The organism is Pectobacterium sp. CFBP8739 (assembly GCF_013449375.1).
Classification (GTDB): domain Bacteria; phylum Pseudomonadota; class Gammaproteobacteria; order Enterobacterales; family Enterobacteriaceae; genus Pectobacterium.
Genome location: NZ_JACDRR010000002.1, coordinates 15,856 through 35,217, shown reverse-complemented (window position 1 = coordinate 35,217; position 19,362 = coordinate 15,856). Strand labels below are relative to the sequence as shown.

The 19,362-nt window shown below is 53.8% G+C and carries 16 protein-coding genes; 10 read left to right on the top strand and 6 right to left on the bottom strand.

The window, feature by feature from the left end:
* The 4 genes from H0247_RS00160 (at position 1) to cysI (ending at position 6,691) form a co-directional block, all read left to right on the top strand.
* Positions 1–1,245, top strand: coding sequence for an alanine--glyoxylate aminotransferase family protein (locus tag H0247_RS00160; protein ID WP_180740695.1), 1,245 nt, complete (start codon positions 1–3; stop codon positions 1,243–1,245).
* A complete protein-coding gene (gene hpxK, locus H0247_RS00155; protein WP_180740694.1) occupies positions 1,242–2,495 on the top strand; it encodes an allantoate amidohydrolase in 1,254 nt (417 codons plus the stop codon). The genes H0247_RS00160 and hpxK overlap by 4 nt, the downstream gene beginning before the upstream one ends.
* Positions 2,496–2,768: 273 nt before the next feature.
* Positions 2,769–4,748, top strand: a complete 1,980-nt coding sequence (locus tag H0247_RS00150) for a glycoside hydrolase family 3 protein (protein ID WP_180740693.1) — start codon at positions 2,769–2,771, stop codon at positions 4,746–4,748.
* Positions 4,749–4,996: 248 nt separating this feature from the next.
* Positions 4,997–6,691 carry an assimilatory sulfite reductase (NADPH) hemoprotein subunit gene (gene cysI / locus H0247_RS00145; protein WP_180740692.1) on the top strand — a complete coding sequence of 565 codons (1,695 nt, stop codon included), beginning with the start codon at positions 4,997–4,999 and terminating at the stop codon, positions 6,689–6,691.
* Positions 6,692–6,750: 59 nt separating this feature from the next.
* On the opposite strand, the gene H0247_RS00140 is transcribed toward cysI, so the two are convergent.
* A complete protein-coding gene (locus H0247_RS00140) occupies positions 6,751–7,518 on the bottom strand; it encodes an amidohydrolase (protein ID WP_180740691.1) in 768 nt (255 codons plus the stop codon).
* Positions 7,506–8,663: a pyridoxal phosphate-dependent aminotransferase gene (locus H0247_RS00135; protein WP_180740690.1), complete on the bottom strand. Its 1,158-nt coding sequence runs from the start codon at positions 8,661–8,663 to the stop codon at positions 7,506–7,508. Before H0247_RS00135 ends, H0247_RS00140 begins: the two co-directional genes overlap by 13 nt.
* 179 nt (positions 8,664–8,842) lie before the next feature.
* Between H0247_RS00135 and H0247_RS00130 the strand changes: the two genes are divergently transcribed.
* Genes H0247_RS00130 through H0247_RS00120 form a run of 3 tightly spaced genes read left to right on the top strand, consistent with a single transcriptional unit; the run spans position 8,843 to position 10,688 of the window.
* Entirely contained in the window at positions 8,843–9,460 is a 618-nt protein-coding gene (locus H0247_RS00130; RefSeq protein ID WP_180740689.1) for a methylthioribulose 1-phosphate dehydratase, read from the top strand.
* Positions 9,457–10,146, top strand: a complete 690-nt coding sequence (gene mtnC, locus H0247_RS00125; protein WP_180740688.1) for an acireductone synthase — start codon at positions 9,457–9,459, stop codon at positions 10,144–10,146. The genes H0247_RS00130 and mtnC overlap by 4 nt, the downstream gene beginning before the upstream one ends.
* On the top strand, positions 10,143–10,688 hold the full coding sequence (locus tag H0247_RS00120) for an acireductone dioxygenase (RefSeq protein WP_180740687.1): 546 nt from the start codon (positions 10,143–10,145) through the stop codon (positions 10,686–10,688). The genes mtnC and H0247_RS00120 overlap by 4 nt, the downstream gene beginning before the upstream one ends.
* Positions 10,689–11,009: 321 nt before the next feature.
* On the opposite strand, the gene mtnA is transcribed toward H0247_RS00120, so the two are convergent.
* Positions 11,010–12,038: an S-methyl-5-thioribose-1-phosphate isomerase gene (mtnA, locus tag H0247_RS00115; RefSeq protein ID WP_180740686.1), complete on the bottom strand. Its 1,029-nt coding sequence runs from the start codon at positions 12,036–12,038 to the stop codon at positions 11,010–11,012.
* A 153-nt stretch (positions 12,039–12,191) separates the two neighbouring features.
* Between mtnA and mtnK the strand changes: the two genes are divergently transcribed.
* Positions 12,192–13,394, top strand: coding sequence for an S-methyl-5-thioribose kinase (gene mtnK / locus H0247_RS00110; RefSeq protein ID WP_180740685.1), 1,203 nt, complete (start codon positions 12,192–12,194; stop codon positions 13,392–13,394).
* 113 nt (positions 13,395–13,507) lie between these two features.
* Here the strand turns inward: mtnK and yajD are convergent, their stop codons facing one another.
* Positions 13,508–13,858 carry an HNH nuclease YajD gene (gene yajD / locus H0247_RS00105; protein WP_014916407.1) on the bottom strand — a complete coding sequence of 117 codons (351 nt, stop codon included), beginning with the start codon at positions 13,856–13,858 and terminating at the stop codon, positions 13,508–13,510.
* A 268-nt stretch (positions 13,859–14,126) separates the two neighbouring features.
* On the bottom strand, positions 14,127–16,574 hold the full coding sequence (gene fadE / locus H0247_RS00100; protein ID WP_180740684.1) for an acyl-CoA dehydrogenase FadE: 2,448 nt from the start codon (positions 16,572–16,574) through the stop codon (positions 14,127–14,129).
* A 349-nt stretch (positions 16,575–16,923) separates the two neighbouring features.
* Here fadE and lpcA point away from each other — a divergent pair, with 349 nt between their 5' ends.
* Both lpcA and H0247_RS00090 read left to right on the top strand, forming a co-directional pair.
* A complete protein-coding gene (gene lpcA, locus H0247_RS00095; RefSeq protein ID WP_005975726.1) occupies positions 16,924–17,505 on the top strand; it encodes a D-sedoheptulose 7-phosphate isomerase in 582 nt (193 codons plus the stop codon).
* Positions 17,506–17,804: 299 nt separating this feature from the next.
* Positions 17,805–18,572: a class II glutamine amidotransferase gene (locus H0247_RS00090; RefSeq protein ID WP_180740683.1), complete on the top strand. Its 768-nt coding sequence runs from the start codon at positions 17,805–17,807 to the stop codon at positions 18,570–18,572.
* Here H0247_RS00090 and dpaA read toward each other — a convergent pair.
* On the bottom strand, positions 18,543–19,298 hold the full coding sequence (dpaA, locus tag H0247_RS00085; RefSeq protein WP_180740682.1) for a peptidoglycan meso-diaminopimelic acid protein amidase: 756 nt from the start codon (positions 19,296–19,298) through the stop codon (positions 18,543–18,545). The genes H0247_RS00090 and dpaA overlap by 30 nt on opposite strands.
* Positions 19,299–19,362: the final 64 nt, after the last annotated feature.

The following is a 19,362-nucleotide window of genomic DNA, read 5'->3' as shown; positions in this document are numbered from 1 at the left end:
ATGAGCAGCGAACTGTACGCGCAAATTAACCCCCCTCATCGCTTACTGATGGGGCCGGGGCCGATCAACGCCGATCCGCGCGTATTACGGGCAATGGCCAGCCAGTTGGTTGGCCAGTATGACCCCGCGATGACGAACTACATGAATCAGGTCATGGAACTCTATCGTCAGCTTTTCCGTACGGAAAACCGCTGGACGATGCTGGTAGACGGCACCTCGCGCGCGGGGATCGAAGCGATTCTGCTGTCATCAATCCGGCCTGGCGACAAGGTGCTGGTGCCCGTATTTGGTCGTTTTGGTCATCTACTGTGTGAGATTGCCCGCCGCTGTCGTGCCGAGGTTCATACCATTGAAGTACCGTGGGGCGAGGTGTTCTCGCCTGACCAAATCGAAGACGCGATCAAGGCGGTGCGCCCGCGTTTGTTGCTGACAGTGCAGGGCGATACCTCGACCACCATGCTGCAACCGCTGGAAGAACTGGGCGAGATTTGCCGCCGTCATGGCGTGCTGTTTTATACCGATGCGACGGCGTCTTTTGGCGGAAACCCGTTGGAAACGGACAAATGGGGACTGGATGCGGTTTCCGCCGGATTACAGAAGTGTCTCGGCGGGCCGTCTGGCAGCTCACCGATCACGCTCAGCCCGCAGATGGAAGCGGTGATTCGCCGTCGTAAATGTGTAGAGCAGGGGATCCGAACGGACGCGCATCAGGATGGCGATGACGAGATGATCTATTCCAACTATTTCGATCTGGGCATGGTGATGGATTACTGGGGGCCGGAGCGTCTGAACCACCACACCGAGGCGACGAGCATGCTGTTTGCCGCTCGTGAGTGCGCGCGAACGATCCTCGAGGAAGGGCTGGATCGCAGCATTGCCCGCCATGCGCTGCACGGCAATGCGCTGGTGGCGGGAATTCAGGGAATGGGACTGGAAACCTTTGGCAATCTTAAACACAAAATGAATAACGTGCTGGGCGTGGTGATTCCTGACGGTGTGCACAGTGAGCAGGTGCGTAAGCTGCTGCTGGAAGATTTTGCTATTGAGATTGGCACCTCGTTTGGCCCGCTTCAGGGCAAGATCTGGCGTATTGGCACGATGGGCTACAACGCGCGTAAAGACTGTGTGATGCAAACGTTGACGGCGCTGGAAGCGGTACTGAATCGTCTGGGTTTCCGCACGGTGCAGGGTGAAGCGTTGCAGGCTGCTTGGAATTGTTACGCGACGGACGAGGGACGTGCATGAGTGAAATGTTGATGTCGCCCGCTGCTGCACAGGCAGCCGCTGAGCAGATTATGTCGCGTTGTGATGCGCTGGCAGAAATCAGCGAAACGCCCGGCCAGTTGACCCGCGTTTATCTGTCGCTGGAGCACCTGCGCGCCAATGCACGGGTGGGAGAATGGATGCGCGAAGCGGGCATGAACGTCTGGCAGGATAGCGTTGGCAACATTTGCGGTCGCTATGAAGGACTCACGCCGGATGCACCCGCGCTGCTGCTAGGCTCGCATCTGGATACGGTGCGCAATGCCGGACGCTATGACGGGATGCTGGGCGTACTGACGGCAATTGAAGTAGTGCGCGTATTTCATCAGCAGGGTACGCGTTTGCCCGTGGCGCTGGAAATCATCGGTTTCGGCGATGAGGAAGGGACACGCTTTGGTATTACGCTGCTGGGCAGCCGAGGGCTAACAGGCACCTGGCCGGAGAGCTGGCTGGATTGTCAGGATGCCGAAGGCACCAGTGTGGCGCAGGCCTTGACCATTGCGGGGCTGGATCCGCTTCAGGTGGCGGAGGCGGCGCGCCCAGTCAGTGATATTGTCGCCTATCTGGAACTGCACATCGAACAAGGGCCGTGTCTGGAACAACAGGATCTGGCGCTGGGTGTGGTCACCGCGATTAACGGTGCGCGGCGGCTCAACTGCACGTTTCTCGGGCTGGCGGGGCATGCGGGCACGGTGCCAATGACGCAGCGGCGGGATGCGCTGGCAGCAGCGGCGGATTGGATGGCGCGGGCAGAGCGGGTCACGCGGGAGAGCGATCCTCATCTGGTCGCGACGTTTGGCACGTTACAGTGTTTACCGGGTGCGGCGAACGTCATCCCTGGTGAAGTGAAGATGACTCTGGATATTCGCGGGCCGGAGGATGCGCCGCTGGATGCGTTGCTGGAAAAACTCCTGATGTTGGGGCAGGCTATCGCGCACCAGCGCGGCTGCCAGTTTAGTGCGGACGAGTATTACCGCATTGCGGCAACCCGCTGCGATCCCGCGTTGCAGTCGGTATTAAATGAAGCCGTGACGCGGGTACAGGGGAAAACGCTGCTGCTGCCGAGCGGCGCGGGGCACGATGCAATTGCCATTGCCGAACGCTGGCCGGTGGCGATGCTGTTTGTTCGCTGTCGCGGCGGCATCAGTCACCATCCTGATGAATCCGTGACCACGGCGGATGTGGCGCTGGCGCTACAGGCATTTTATCAGGCGGTATTTAATGCAGCGTGATAGCGTCTCTATTTACATAACAGTTATAGTAAATAATTATATAACAGATCCTAATTATTTAGAGCGTCGAAATAATTATTTGACACATATCTAAATTATGCTCACTCCACATTGAGTTCGTTTTTTCATCTGGCGTAGTCTCATCTCGGGAAGGATATTCAGTTTAAAAATCTCGCGCGTAAATAATGGATGTATTTAAAAAGAGTAATGTCGACTGAGATGGGCATTACTTTCATCGCGTGATGGATATTTACTTTGATGAGAGTAGCCATAATGAGAAAAAACAGACTGCATTTTGCATTATCTTTAGCAGCACCACTATTTTCCTCCGTACCTTTATTTTTTTCTCCTATTGCTTCTGCAATATCACAAGCGGAATTAGGGTATCGCGATGTGCCAACCATTATGCTGGATGGTCTGACATTTAAAGACTTGAACCGTGATGGAAAGGTCAATCCATATGAAGACTGGCGTTTATCTCCCGATCAACGAGCGAACGACCTGGTTACGCGTATGACGCTGGTGGAAAAAGCGGGATTGATGATGCATGGTTCCGCGCCGACGACGGGGAGTGTGATTGGTGCAGGATCTGCTTATGATATTGATACGGCGAGAAAAATGATTGCTGAGCGGTCAATCAGCAGTTTTATCACTCGCCTGTCTGGTGATGAACCTACGCAAATGGCGGAGGAAAATAATAAGTTACAGCAGATTGCAGAAAATACGCGATTGGGGATTCCGCTGACGATTAGCAGTGACCCGCGCAATGCGTTCCAGTATTTGGTTGGCGCATCGGTTTCCTCTGGAAAGTTTAGTAAATGGCCTGAAACGCTGGGGCTGGCCGCTATTGGTGATGAATCACTGACTCGGCAGTTTGCCGACATTGTGCGTCAGGAATATCGTGCAGTCGGGATCACGGAAGCACTATCACCGCAGGCCGATTTGGCAACGGAACCGCGTTGGTCAAGGAGTAGTGGAACGTTTGGTGAAGATGCGGAGCTGACCAAGAAAATGGTCAGGGGTTATATCGAAGGCATGCAAAATGGCAGAAATGGCCTGAATTCACAAAGTGTCATCAGTATCGTTAAACACTGGGTCGGATATGGCGCTGCGCAGGATGGGTGGGATAGCCACAATGTTTATGGCAAATATGCCATCTTCAAAAAGAACGATCTCCAGCAGCATATCGAGCCTTTTACTGGGGCATTTGAGGCGCGTGTCGCGGGCATTATGCCAACCTATTCCATTTTGAAAGACGCAACGTGGCAAGGAAGGTCGATTGAGCAAGTCGGAGCAGGGTTTAACCGTTTTCTATTAACCGATCTGCTGCGCGGGGTTTACGGATTTGATGGCGTCATTCTTAGTGACTGGCTTATCACCAATGACTGTAAAGATGACTGTGTCACGGGGAGCAAGCTGAATGAAAAGCCGGTACCGCGTGGCATGCCGTGGGGCGTTGAAAGTCTGACGGTAGAGCAGCGATTCATTAAAGCAGTGGAGGCGGGTGTCGATCAGTTTGGTGGCGTCACTAACTCTTCGGTACTGATTAGCGCGGTACAGGGAGGCAAACTGACCGAGTCGCGTCTGGATGTTTCTGTCAGGCGTCTACTGAAACAGAAATTCCAGGTTGGTTTGTTTGAAAATCCTTATGTTAATGCTGGGCAGGCAAGCCGTGTGGTGGGTAAGGCTGAATGGCAGACGCGGGCTAACGAAGCACAGAAACGTGCGTTGGTGCTGTTGCAAAATAAAAATATTTTGCCATTGCGAGCGGGAAGTAAAGTCTGGCTCAGCGGAATCGATAAGAACGTCGCTCGGGCCGCAGGGCTTGTTGTGGTGGAAACGCCAGAGCTTGCCGAGGTTGCGTTGGTTCGTAGCGTTGCGCCGTATGAGCAACCACATAAAAACTTTTATTTTGGCGCCAAACACCATGAGGGCTCACTTGCTTATACCGAGAACAATCCAGAATACCAAGCTATTATCAGGGCGACAGCTAGCGTGCCAACTATCGTGACCGTGTATCTGGATCGCCCGGCTATTCTGACCAATATCGTGGATAAAACACAGGCGGTTATTGCCAACTTTGGCATCAGTGACGATGTGTTACTCAAGCAACTAATGTCTGGAGAGGCATACACAGGGAAACTTCCATTTGAGCTACCGTCTTCCATGAAAGCGGTACTTAATCAGCAACCGGGGGTACCTTATGACAGTAAAGCGCCGCTCTTTCCATTTGGATTTGGCTTAACAAAATAATCATGATTTGATCCACACCAGCGGCCTGTTTATTGACATAAATGGGCCTTTTTTATTCTACCGATATGTCTTTTAACTATATTAAATAATAATTTATTCTGTCTTATGTTACGCGTTAACTCCTTATTTTATCTACAGCATTTACTGTTATAGGTGAAAGCGAAAGGACTGTATCTGTATACGCAGAATTATCGCTGTTTTACTTCGTTTGTATTATTCCAATAAATAATAACGAGTGAGATTGCATAATGAGTGATAAAAAACTGTCGGATAATGAAAGGCTTAAAACACAAAGTAATTATCTGCGAGGAACCATTCAAGATGATTTGGCCGACCCGTTAACGGGAGGATTTGTCGCAGATAACTTTCAGTTAATTCGCTTTCATGGGATGTATCAACAAGACGATAGGGACATCAGGCAAGAACGTATCGCTCAGAAATTAGAGCCACTGCATACCGTTATGCTGCGTGTCCGCTTGCCGGGTGGGATCATTACGCCGCATCAGTGGTTAGGTATCGATGCCTTTGCGCGCGAGCACACGCTTTATGGCAGCATTCGTATTACCAATCGACAGACGGTGCAACTACACGGCGTGCTGAAAGATGACATCAAGCCGGTACATAAACTGCTTAATCATCTCGGGCTGGATTCGCGAGCCACCGCAGGGGATGTTAACCGTAATGTGTTGTGTACGGCTAACCCAGTTGAATCTATTTTACATCGTCAGGCCTGGGAATGGGCAAAGAAGATCTCTGAGCACCTTTTACCGCGTACCCACGCTTATGCCGAGGTGTGGCTGGATAAAGAGAAAATTATTCAGACGGATGAAGAACCAATTTTGGGAAAAAGTTATCTGCCGAGAAAATTCAAAACGGCAGTGGTTATTCCGCCGCAGAATGATGTGGATATTCACGCCAACGATCTGAGTTTTGTTGCCATCGGTGAAGGTGACCAGTTGGTTGGTTTCAATGTATTGGTGGGCGGCGGGTTGGCGATGACGCAGGGAGACACCAGCACGTATCCTCGTCTGGCGACGGAGTTTGGTTTTATCCCATTGGCGCATACGCTGGCGATTGCCGAAGCGGTGGTATCGACCCAGCGCGATTGGGGGAATCGTGAGAACCGCCGTAACGCGAAGACAAAATATACTCTTGAACGTGTCGGGGTCGATGTCTTTAAAGCTGAAGTCGAGCGGCGTAGCGGAGTGACGTTTTCTCCGTTGAGACCTTATGTTTTTTCTGAACGTGGCGATCGTATTGGTTGGGTTGACGGGATTGATGGCAAACATCACCTGACCCTGTTTATTCCTAGCGGGCGTCTGTTGGATAAACCGGGCTTACCGAATAAAAGCGGGATTGCGGCAATTGCCAACGTGCATAAAGGTGATTTTCGCCTGACAGCGAATCAGAACATCATCATCGCTGGGGTGGCAAGTGAAGACAAAGCGCAGATAGATGCGCTAGCTCGGCAGTATGGATTGCTGGGGTCATCGCTATCGTTACAGCGTAAGGATTCCATGGCCTGCGTCTCGTTTCCCACTTGCCCGCTGGCGATGGCCGAGGCGGAGCGGGTTCTGCCGGATGTGGTTTCAGCGATAGAGCATCTGCTACACCAATATGGCGTAGGTGATGAGTCGTTCGTTTTTCGTATCACTGGCTGCCCAAATGGCTGTGGACGAGCCATGTTAGCGGAGGTGGGACTGATTGGACGCGCGGTGGGGCGCTATAGCCTTTACATTGGTGGCAATCGTGAAGGGACGCGCATTCCTCGCTTATATAAAGATAATATCGACGTACCGACATTACTTAGCGAAATCGAACGGCTGATTGGTTTATGGGCGAAAGAGAGAAAGGCGGGTGAAGGCTTTGGTGATTTTGTTATCAGGGCGAAAATTGTTATGCCTGTGCTTAATGCGCCCGTGGATTTTCATACGGCGCTGTAGCTGAAACGGTTTCCCAACCTCATCTTTGTATCATGGGGTTGGGATGACGCGTTTGGTCTCTACAGCGTAAAGCGGTCGGCATCGCGCCAGGCGGGGAAGGACTCCCGGTAGCTTTGCAACGCTTCCAGCGACAGCTCGGCGTCCAGACGGGCGGGCTGGTTGGGGGCGGCAGAGGCCAGAATCTCTCCCTGTGCATTAATAATCAGACTATCGCCACGGTAGCTGTGGCCGTTGCCGTCGGTGCCGACGCGGTTACAGCCTGCAACGTAGGCCTGATTTTCAATGGCGCGTGCCGCCAGCAGCGTTTGCCAGTGTGCGGTGCGTGGTGCTGGCCAGTTGGCGACATACAGCGCCAGATCGTAGTCCTGTCGATTACGTGACCAGACGGGGAAACGCAGGTCGTAACAGATCATCGGGCAGATGCGCCAGCCGCGCCACTCAAGGGTGACGCGCTCCGTGCCTGCCTGATAGTGGTGGTGTTCGTCCGCCATGCGGAACAGGTGGCGCTTATCGTAGTGATGCACCTCGCCGTGCGGATCGACCAGCAGGAAACGGTTCACCGCGCCTTTCGGCGTATTTACCGCGACGCTGCCGCCGATCAGCGCGTTCGTCTTCTGCGCCCACTGATGCAGCCACGCTTCTACAACCGATTGATCCAGACTGCCTTTGGCAGCTTCCATCGCAAAGCCGGTAGTGAACATCTCCGGCAGCACAATAACATCACGTCCGCCTATCTCCGCCAATAAGGTATCGAAGTGGCGCAGATTGGCTTCCCCATCGCGCCAGACCAGCGGCTGTTGCAGCAATGAAATCTTTAAAGTCGACATAAACGCTCCGCAGCGGCATCCAACGTGGCTTCCTGTTTAGCAAAGCATAGCCGAATCAACGTATGTGGGAACGGATCAGCGCAAAAGACGGACAGCGGAATGGCGGCAACGCCAACGTGCTCGGTCAGCCAGCGGCAGAAGCTCACATCGTCCAGATCGGAAATCGCCCGATAGTCCGCCAGCAGGAAGTAGGTGCCTTCGCAGGGCAAAATGTCAAAACGGCTACCCGCCAGCGCATTGATGAAGCGATCGCGCTTGGCACGGTAAAAATCGGGCAGTTCACGCCAGTGTTGCGGCTGTTCACGCAACATATCGGCAAGGGTGAACTGGGCGGGCGTGTTCACGGAGAACGTCAGATACTGGTGAACCTTACGCACTTCTGCGCTCAATACCGCAGGTGCGACACAGTAGCCGACTTTCCAGCCAGTCATATGGAACGTTTTACCAAACGATGAAACGGCGATGGCGCGTTGGCGCAGCGATGGGTGTGCCAGCACGCTGGCGTGCCCTTCGCTGTCGAAACAGATGTGCTCGTAGACTTCATCGCTCAGCACAAAGATGTTACGCGCGGCAATCGCCTGCCACAGATGCTCGAAATCCGCTTTCTGCCAGACGGTGGCGGACGGGTTGTGCGGCGTATTCAGAATCACCAGTCGGGTGCGATCACTCAGTACATCGGCAAAATGCGACCAGTCCACGCGAAACGCGGGCGGCTGCAAGGCAATGCGTTTGAGTACGCCGCCCGCCAGCGTAACGGCAGGCGCATAGCTGTCATAGCTGGGATCGAAACAAATCACTTCGTCACCGGGACGTACCAGCGCGGCAATGGCGGCAAACAGCGCTTCGGTCGCACCCGCTGTGACGGTCACTTCGCTATCGGCATCCGGTCGCCAGCCGTACAGTTCTGCGGTTTTTTCGGCAATCGCCTGACGCAGCGGTGCGACACCGGTCATCGGCGCATATTGGTTGGCGCCCTGACTGACGTGATACGCCAGCCGCTGTTGTAAATAGTCTGGGCCGTCAAAATCAGGGAAACCTTGTGATAGATTGATGGCCTGATGCTGTTGGGCCAGCGCACTCATCTGAGTAAAGATGGTGGTGCCCAGCGAAGGCAGTTTACTGTCGGGGATTAACGCGGCGCTCATAGCGGGTAGGACTCCTGCAAGCCTGTATTGCCTCGTAATATAACATGCTGTTAGTATTTGGCAATCAAGACGCTTGGACGTTTAAACGGCTAAATGCCTTTGCGTGCTAAGACATAATGAAAAGATCTAAACCTGCAACTGCATGCTTTGAAACAGAAAGACCAAAAACGGGAAGCCTCATGACTGAAAATCAACAATTGACGGCGCTGCTTGCTGCCTGCCACTGGATCGGCGAGAAAGGCTGGTGTCCGGCGACGGGCGGCAATATGTCCGTACGCCTTGATGACGCGCAGTGCCTGATTACTGAATCGGGTAAAGACAAAGGCAGCCTTCAGGCAGAGGATTTCCTGCTGGTGGAGATTGCCACTAATCATGTGCCGAGTGGCCGCACGCCATCGGCGGAAACCGGGCTACACACGCTGCTGTATCGCCGCGAGCCGACGATTGGCGCGGTACTGCACACGCACTCGGTGAACGCCACGGTGCTGTCTCGGGTAGAAAAGGGTGCTGAACTGGTGCTGCACGGCTATGAAATGCAGAAGTCGCTGGCAGGGCAGACCACGCATTTGGATCGCGTGGCGATCCCGATTTTCGATAACGATCAGGATATTCCAGCGCTGGCGCAGCGGGTAGCGGAATACGCCAGCCACACGCCGTTGCGTTACGGCTTTCTGGTGCGCGGTCACGGCCTTTACTGCTGGGGTGCCACGGTGAAAGAAGCACGTCGTCACTTGGAAGGGTTAGAGTTCCTGTTCCAGTGTGAACTGCAACGGCGACTGCTGGAGGCGAAAGCATGATTAAGGCGATTGTGACGGATATTGAAGGGACTACCAGCGACATCCGCTTTGTTCACCGCGTGCTGTTTCCTTATGCCCGCGAACGTCTGGCCGACACCGTTCGGCAGCATGGTAGCGATCCGGAGATCGCGCAGGCGCTGGACGCGCTGCGTCAGGAACTGGGTCAGCCGGAGGCGGATAGCGAGACGCTGATCGCCGCGCTGAACCAGTTTATGGATGAAGATCGTAAATCTACCGCGCTGAAACTGCTGCAAGGCATTATCTGGCGGGCGGGCTACCGCAACGGTGATTTTCAGGGGCATTTGTACCCTGAAGTGGCGGCGCAGCTCGCCACGTGGCAACAGCAGGGCCTGCGCCTGTATGTGTACTCGTCAGGCTCGGTGGAAGCGCAGCAGTTGCTGTTTGGGTATAGCAACGCTGGCGACCTGCGCCCGCTGTTCAGCGACTATTTTGATACCCGCGTCGGCGCGAAGCGCGAGACTGATTCTTATCGCACGATTGCGCAAGCCATCGGGCTACCTGCTGAGCAACTGTTGTTCCTGTCGGACATTCGGCAGGAACTGGATGCCGCACAGGAAGCCGGTTGGCACACCTGTCAGCTTATTCGCGATGACGCGGATAATGTAAGCCGTCACCGTCAGGTGGCACGTTTTGACCAGATCGACTTACCGGAGTACGCCCAATGAGTGGATTAACCATTTTTAGCGACAGCGATGCAAGCCAGCCGATTTGGCAAAGTCAGGATGACGAGGCGATTCAGCAACAACTGAACGAGATTGGTGTGCGTTTTGAACGCTGGGAAGCCAGCCAGAAACTGAGCGACGCGCCATCGTCTGAAGAAGTGCTGGCAGCCTACCAGCATGAAATCGACAAGCTGGTGGCAGAAAAAGGCTATCAGAGTTGGGATGTTATCAGCATGCGTTCTGATAACCCGCAGCGCGCGGAGCTACGCACCAAGTTTTTATCTGAGCACGTGCATCATGAAGATGAAGTGCGCTTTTTCGTGGAAGGTGCGGGACTGTTCTGCCTGCACCTGAACGGTAAGATTTACCAGATCCTGTGTGAGAAAAACGATCTGCTGTCCGTACCGGCAGGTACGGCGCACTGGTTTGATATGGGGCCAGAGCCGCACTTCACTGCCATCCGCCTGTTCGATAACCCGGAAGGGTGGATCGCCCATTTTACCGGCGATAAGATCGCGGATGCGTATCCGAAGTTGGTGCGCTAAAGCACTCGGTTGTTGTGAACGAATGCTCGGTGAATGAACGAGTATGTTTCGTGCGTTTCGACATTTGCCGCTCTATGTTGCATGTTACGAAACGCCCGACCCAGGGCGGCTCAATCGCCGTCGCCCTGGGAACCCTGGCTTTTGGCGAGAAATATGCCGCTGCCGCGGTCCCCTCGTCGCTAATGTTCTTCTGATGGACCGCCAGTGACGCGCTCCCGACGCGGCACTGGCTTTCGCCGCGTCCGTGCGGCTCATCCAGAAGCCCATCATCTCCTCGGCCTATTTACGCCAAGAAGAATCGTATCACTGGAACTTATTTTCCTATTTCAACGCTGTCTGAAAGATCCCTTCTTTCACGTCTTGCGGTGTGACGACACCGGTGTCGAGTACCCAGCCGCTGATTAATGCGGCGGGGGTGACGTCAAACGCTGGGTTGTAGACTGCTGCGTTCTGTGGTGCCCACTGGCAATGACCAAAGCTGCCGGATACGCCGGTGACTTCGGCGGCGGCGCGCTGTTCGATAGGAATGGCTCGGCCGTCCGGGCACGCAGGATCGTGCGTGGTGTGCGGTGCCGCGACGTAAAACGGAATCTGATGATAATGCGCCAGCACCGCGAGGCTGTAAGTGCCGATCTTATTGGCGACGTCGCCGTTGGCGGCAATGCGGTCTGCGCCGACCCAAATTGCATCGACCTGACCCTGTGCCATCAGGCTGGCGGCCATCGAATCACAGATTAGCTGATAAGGAATGCCTAGCTCGCCCAGCTCCCAAGCTGTAAGGCGTCCGCCCTGCAAGAGTGGTCGCGTCTCATCGACCCATACCTGCGCGACTTTCCCCTGTTGATGTGCACGCAGTAGTACGCCAATGGCGGTGCCGATGCCTGCTGTGGCCAGCCCGCCAGTGTTGCAGTGGGTCAGCAAGCGGCTGTTTGGCTTCACTAGGGCAGTGCCATGATCGGCAATACGTTCACATAGGGCGCGATCTTCTTCGACTAACCGCAACGCTTCCTGTACCAAGGCATCGACAAACTGCGGCTGTGCCAGCGCCAGCTTCATGCGATCCAGATTGTTCATCAGGTTGACGGCGGTAGGGCGTGATGCCCGCAGCGTCTCCAGCGCCTGCGCTAGTTCGGCCTGCGATAGCCCTCTCTCCGCCAATAGCGCGAGCAGCAGGCTGGCGGACAAGCCAATCAGCGGCGCACCGCGTACGCGCAGTGTCTGAATATGTTCAACCAGTGAGCTGACATCTGGGCACGGGCTCCAGCGTTTTTCTTGCGGCAGAGCCTGCTGGTCGAGGATCCATAGTTGGTTATCAACAATTTTTAGGCTGGTTGTGTTAAGTGTCTGCATAGGTCGTTAAATCCATGTTGCATCGATATTCTTATTCTGCCAAGATGCCTAATAGATGTATAGACGTCCGAACGTTTTTATGTCCGAATATGTAGTTCAAGGATAGTTTTAATTTAAGAACAGTTTTTGATTACAGAATAGCGAGGAGTTGGAATGTCACTTTACCGCACTTTTACGGCGGATGACGCTGTTGAATATGCCCGCCAGTACGGCGGTGTCAGTCAGCCGCAGGCGCTGGTAGCCGCAGAAGAGATCGGCGATGGCAATCTGAATCTGGTGTTTAAAATTAAAGATGAAGCCGGCGTCAGTCGGGTCATTGTCAAACAGGCGCTGCCCTATGTGCGTTGCGTTGGGGAATCTTGGCCGCTGACGCTCGATCGTGCTCGTATCGAGGCCGAAACGTTGCTGACGCACGCACGCTTTTGTCCGCAGCATACCGTGACCGTGCTCTATCACGATCCCGAATTGGCGGTGATGGTGCAGGAAGATCTCTCCGATCATCGTATCTGGCGTAGCGAACTGGTTAACGGCGCTGATTATCCTCAGGCGGCGGCACAACTGGGGGAATATCTGGCACAGACGCTATTCCATACCTCTGATTTTTATCAGCATCCACATGAGAAGAAGGCAGCGGTAAGTCAATTCACTAACCCTGAGCTATGTCAGATCACCGAAGATCTGTTCTTTACCGACCCCTATATCGACCATGAAAGAAACCAGTTTGATGCGGCGCTGACGCCGGATGTGCAGGCGTTGCGTGACGATCGGGCGTTGAAGCTGGCAGTCGCTGGACTGAAGCACGGCTTCCTGAGCAAAGCCGAAGCACTGCTGCACGGTGATATCCACAGTGGGTCGATCTTTGTCGCAGAAGGGCGACTGAAGGCCATCGATGCTGAATTCGGCTTCTATGGGCCAATAGGTTTTGATGTTGGCACGGCAATCGGCAATCTGCTGCTGAATTACTGCGGTCTGCCGGGATTGCTGGCACCGCGTGAGGCGGCGGCGGGGCGTGAACGACGTCTGCAAGATATTCGTACGCTGTGGCAGACCTTTTCCGCTCGTTTTCTGGCGCTGAGCGACAATGACAGCCGCGATCCGGCACTGGCGGAATCGGGCTATGCTGCACTGTTTTTACAGCAGGTGTGGCGAGATGCCGTTGGCTACTGTGGCACCGAACTGATTCGTCGCACCATTGGGTTGGCGCACGTCGCCGATCTGGACAGCATTCAGGAGACGGAAGCGCGTTTAGCGTGCCAGCGTCATGCGATTTCACTGGGCAGAACACTGGTACTGGCGGCTCCGCATATTGCGGATGTGGATGCGCTAGTCGCGCGTGTACGGCAGAGCGGCGCCTGATTCGTGGCACGATTAATGAACTGGGCTATTTAATGCGTCGTGGCACCATGAATGAGTTGCTGTACGATGCAATTCGTCGCTCCCATCGTGAACCGGATGGGAGCGACAACAGATTATTTCTTCCCTTTATTCATCATCGCCTTCAAATCCGCGAAAGGATTATGGGTGGCGACGCCGACATCTTTCTGCGCATCCTCACCCGCGATGACAGTCGAACCGTACATATCCGCATCGGTATATTTGGAATGCTCATTGTCGTGACAATAGAGACACAGCATTTCCCAGTTACTGCCGTCTTCTGGGTTGTTGCTGTGATCGTGATCGATGTGGTGAACGGTTAATTCACGCAGGTTGGAATAGACGAATTCGCGTGAACAGCGACCACATACCCACGGGAAAAGTTTGAGCGCTTTTTCGCGGTAGCCGCTTTCAAGTCTGGCGTAGTTCTTGGGGATGTAAGCCATGTGTCGGGTTTCATTCAGAAGGAAAGAGGATGTGGATTTTACAACTGCTTGACCTGCAAAGGAAGAATAGGAAGAGCCTTAACGAACCTATTTGCCGAACGGGAACGGTAGTAACGGAATAGATAGAAGAGTAAAGCGTTTGCGCCATGGATGGCGCAAGCCGAGCGCACAGGGACGTGTTTACAGCGTCTTTACGATCTATCCGTTATTACCGCTCAATGGTTTTTATCGGTAGGAGTAGGCCGCCATATTGACGGCCTGATTCTGTTTATGCTGCTTCGGTTTTTCTTTCCGGTTGCGTTACGGGCGCGGGCTTGTTGGCGGCCAGTGCATCGAATGCAAAGTCATCTACGTTGATTGAACGTAAGCGGCTGGCTTCGGCTTTGGTCAAAATATTCGCTTCTTCTGCGGTAATCTGACCTTCCACCAGCGCCTGTTCTGCCAACTGATCCAGTCGCATGAACGGTAGTGGTTTGTCGCTGGCTTTAGACAGACGTTGATAAATCGGCTCGGCGGCGATGATATCCAGCAGCGCCTCCTCCAGCAGCCCGACAGGGTTGTGTTCGCTGGCAACCAGATATTGGCCGCGTCCCAGACGATTACGTGTTTCCGACGGCGTTTGCAGAATTTTCGCGACCTCATGGTCGAGGCGGTCAGACGGTGCCGGACAGCGCAGACCCAGCGGGAAGATGATGAACGTCAGCAGCCCTGCAACAATACGATTTGGGAAGTTGCGCAGCAAATCGTCCAGCGCCTGCTCGGCCTGATGCAGACTGTCCTGCACGCCCCAGTGCACCAGCGGTAAATCCGCTTTCTGACGCCCTTCGTCCTCATAGCGTTTCAGCGTCGCGGAAGCCAGATAGAGCTGGCTGAGAACATCCCCCAGACGCGCCGAGATACGTTCGCGACGCTTCAGGCTGCCGCCCAGTACCGCCATTGACACATCCGCCAGCAGAGCCAAATTCGCGCTGAGTCTATTGAGCTGCTGATAGTAATGGCGCGTTTTGTCGTTGACTGGCGCACGGCTCAGACGGCCATTGGTCAGCCCAAGCCAGAAGCTGCGCACTTTGTTGCTACCGACGTGGCCGATATGACCGACCAGCGCACGGTCAAAGCGCGATATATCGTTCTCCTGCGCCGCTGCCATTTCTTCCAGTACATAAGGGTGACAGCGGATGGCGCCTTGCCCGAAGATGATCATGCTGCGCGTCAGGATATTCGCCCCTTCCACGGTGATCGCAATCGGTGCGCCCTGATAGCTGCGCGCCAGAAAGTTGGTCGGGCCGAGACAGATACCTTTGCCCCCAGCGATATCCATCGCATCCATTACGCTGCGCTGACCGCGGTGGGTACAGTGATACTTGACGATAGCGGAGAGCACCGCCGGTTTTTCACCCTGCATGATGCCGCTGGTAATTAATGTGGCGGCGGCGTCCATCACATAAGCATTTCCTGCGATGCGTGCCAGCGGCTCTTCAATACCTTCCATCTTACCGATGGAGATTTTGAACTGGCGGCGAATGTGCGCGTAAGCACCGATACCGAGGGCAATCGATTTCAGCCCGCCAGTGGAGTTGGACGGCAGTGTAATACCGCGCCCGACTGACAGGCATTCCATCAGCATACGCCAGCCCTGACCCGCCATCTTCGCGCCGCCGATGATGTAATCCAGCGGGACAAAAATGTTCTCACCCTGCGTCGGCCCATTCTGGAATGGAACGTTCAGCGGGAAATGGCGGCGGCCGATTTTAACGCCGTCGGTATCCGTCGGAATCAACGCGCAGGTAATACCTACGTCGTCTTCATCGCCTAATAGATGGTCGGGATCGTACAGCTTAAAGGCCAGCCCCAACACGGTAGCGACTGGCGCGAGTGTGATATAGCGTTTATTCCAGGTCAGGCGCATACCCAAAACCTGTTCGCCGTGCCAGTTGCCGTAGCAGACAATGCCGGTATCGGGAATCGAACCTGCATCCGAGCCTGCTTCTGGGCTGGTCAATGCAAAGCAGGGGACTTCCTGACCGCGTGCCAGACGTGGCAGGTAGTGATCTTTTTGCGCTTCCGTTCCGTAGTGTTGTAGCAGTTCGCCGGGGCCGAGTGAGTTAGGCACGCCGACGGTGATTGCCACAATACTGGAGACGCCGGCCAGCTTTTGCAGCACCTGTGCCTGTGCGTAAGCCGAGAATTCCAGCCCGCCGTACTGCTTCTTGATGATCATGGCAAAGAAGCGATGCTCTTTTAAAAACGCCCACAGTTCTGGTGGGATATCGGCGCGTTCGTGGGTGATTTCAAAGTCGTTTGCCATCCGGCAGGCTTCAGCAACCGGCCCATCGATAAATGCTTGCTCTTCGGCGGTCAACTGCGGCCGCGGGTAGTTATGCAGTTTGTTCCAGTCCGGCGCGCCGCGAAACAGGTCGCCTTCCCACCAGGTTGTCCCAGCGTCGATCGCCTCTTTTTCCGTGTTCGACATCGGCGGCATGACGTTCTGAAACATGCGCAGCGCAGAAGCGGAAACCAGCTTTTGGCGCAGAGAGGGAACCGTAATCGGAATCAGCAGGAGCACGAGCGGAATCATCAGCCAGACGGGCCACAGCAACATGGCGGACATGGCGGCGAAGTAGGCCAAAAGGATAGCGCTGCTGAGCAGCAGGCTGAGCCGATGGTAAAACATCGCGCCGATGATAATCAGTAGGAGGAGGATACTGACAGCAACCATAACGTGTCTCCAGCATTGTGAGCGAATGGAGGGTTTTCATTCTTCCCCTGAGCGCTGTATTACGGGGGAAAGCGAGAACCGTTTTATCAGTGAAATAAGGCATAATAGGTCAATATGATAAGAGGTCTGACCTGTTGCTTGTATTGGTTGTAGTTTATCTGATTATTTTTATCAATTTGTTTACATCATAATTACAACTCACTTCACAAACCGAACGGCAGTCGTGCGTTTTCTGACGGGCGTCAGCGATCCTCTCGATCCCGTGATTACGCGCTTCTCGCTGTTAGTACGATCCGCTACACTGCATGGCAGAAGATGATACTGTCACCAGACAAAATGAGAGGATTCCATGTATCAGGATTTAATCCGTAGTGAACTGAAAGAAGCGGCAGAAACACTGAATAATTTCTTGAGTGATGATGCGAACATTCAGTCGATTCAAAACGCTGCGGTGCTGTTGGCTAACGCTTTTAAAGCGGGCGGTAAAGTGATTTCCTGTGGTAACGGTGGTTCACACTGTGACGCCATGCACTTTGCTGAAGAGCTGACGGGGCGCTATCGCGAGAACCGTCCTGGCTATCCGGCCATTGCGATTTCCGATCCGAGCCATCTGTCCTGCGTCAGCAATGACTTTGGCTATGATTTTGTCTTCTCCCGCTATGTCGAGTCACTGGGGCGTGAAGGTGATGTGCTGCTGGGGATTTCCACGTCTGGTAATTCAGGCAACATTATTAAAGCCATTGCCGCAGCAAAAGCGAAAGGCATGAAGGTCATTACGCTGACTGGGAAAGACGGCGGCAAAATGGCAGGTTCAGCCGACGTGGAAATTCGTGTTCCGCACTTCGGCTATGCTGACCGTATTCAGGAGATCCATATCAAAGCGATTCACATCCTGATTCAGTTGATTGAAAAAGAAATGGCAGATCAGTAAGCCGCTTAATAATAAACTCTAAATAGTTCGAGTTTCAGGACAAAAACGGCAAGGCGTTTTTGAACAGCGCTTGCGCTGACCCCGAAGGGGGAGGCCATAAGGCCGAATAACGCGGCAAGGGAAGGAATCCCGATGAGCTTACTCAGGTAAGTGATTCGGGTGACAAATCTGCCGGGAGCAGATTTGAACGCTGCTTGCAGCGGCCCTTTAGGGCGAGGCCCACGATGGGCCGAGTATTTGAGCGTAGCCAACGCACATGCAACTTGAAATATGACGAGAAGGGAAGGGTAGGAAGTCAGATGTGTGAATTGCTGGGGATGAGCGCGAATGTACCGACGGATATCTGTTTTAGTTTTACTGGGCTGATACAGCGCGGCGGGAAAACCGGACCGCACCGGGATGGCTGGGGAATCACCTTTTATGAAGGGAACGGCTGTCGTACGTTCAAAGATCCGCTGCCAAGCTATAACTCGCCGATTGCCCGTCTGGTGCAGGATTATCCGATCAAATCGTGTGCGGTGGTTTCACATATCCGGCAGGCGAATCGTGGCGCGGTGTCGCTGGAAAATACCCATCCTTTTACCCGCGAGCTGTGGGGAAGGAACTGGACGTTCGCCCACAACGGGCAACTGAAAGGTCATAACACCCTAAAAACGGGCATGTTTCGCCCCGTAGGCCAGACTGATAGCGAATTTGCTTTCTGCTGGCTGCTCTCTCAATTGTCCGAGCGCTATCCGCGCACTCCGGGTAACTGGCCTGCGGTGTTCCGCTATATCGCCAAACAGGCGGATGTCCTGCGGGAGAAAGGCGTGTTTAACATGCTGCTGTCGGACGGACGCTTTGTGATGGGGTATTGCTCAACCAAACTCTACTGGATCACCCGTCGTGCGCCGTTTGGTAAAGCAACGCTGTTAGATCAGGATGTGGAGATTGATTTTCAACAGCAGACGACACCCAATGATGTCGTCACAGTATTGGCGACGCAGCCGCTAACGGGCAACGAAACCTGGCATCAAATCATGCCAGGTGAATTCGTTCTATTTTGTTTCGGCGAGCGCGTACTTTAAGGTCGGCTGACTGGTCATTAACGGTGGGTTAACGACGTATTGCCCATTAAACACAGTGATAGCCGGCGGCTGATTGTGCTGATTAAAATAGGCATACCCCGGCTGAAGTTGTTTCCAGAAACTGGCGTAGGTGGAATTACGGTGGCGTTGCATGTTCTGTTCCGTCATACGGAACGGGTAGATGGCAATATCAATCTTCGCCTGCCCGTTGCGTAACGCTGCTTCGGCATAGCGATAAATCTCATCCATGTAGGTGTTGGTCATGGCATAACAGCCAACCGATACACATTCGCCGTGGATCATCAAATAGCGGCCGGAATACCCCTGTGATTTATCATACTCGTTGGGGAAACCGATATTGATCGCGCGGTAATATTGGCTGTCTGGTTTTAACTGACGCAGATCGACCTGATAGAAACCTTCCGGACTTTTTAAATCGCCTTCAACGCGTTTTGGCCCTAACCCGCCCGAATATTTACAGATTGGGTATTGGTCCAATAAACGGTATTCGTTGCCGACTTTCGCATAGAGTTCGAATATTCGCTCTTCTTTAAAGATCTGAATATAGATCGGAGAGCCTAATAATTGCTGTTTTAATTCTTTTGCTATCGGCGCGAGCGACGGTGCGGTCTCGCTGGCGGCGCTGGTAACAACACTGGCTTCGCTGGTAATAACAAGAGAAGGCAAAAAAAACAACATCGCAAACGACAGCGCGATTTTTTGCATTATGGTTCCTGATAATAAAATTGCCTGCTATACGCGGCGTCCGCGTCGCGCTACTGATGTGTTA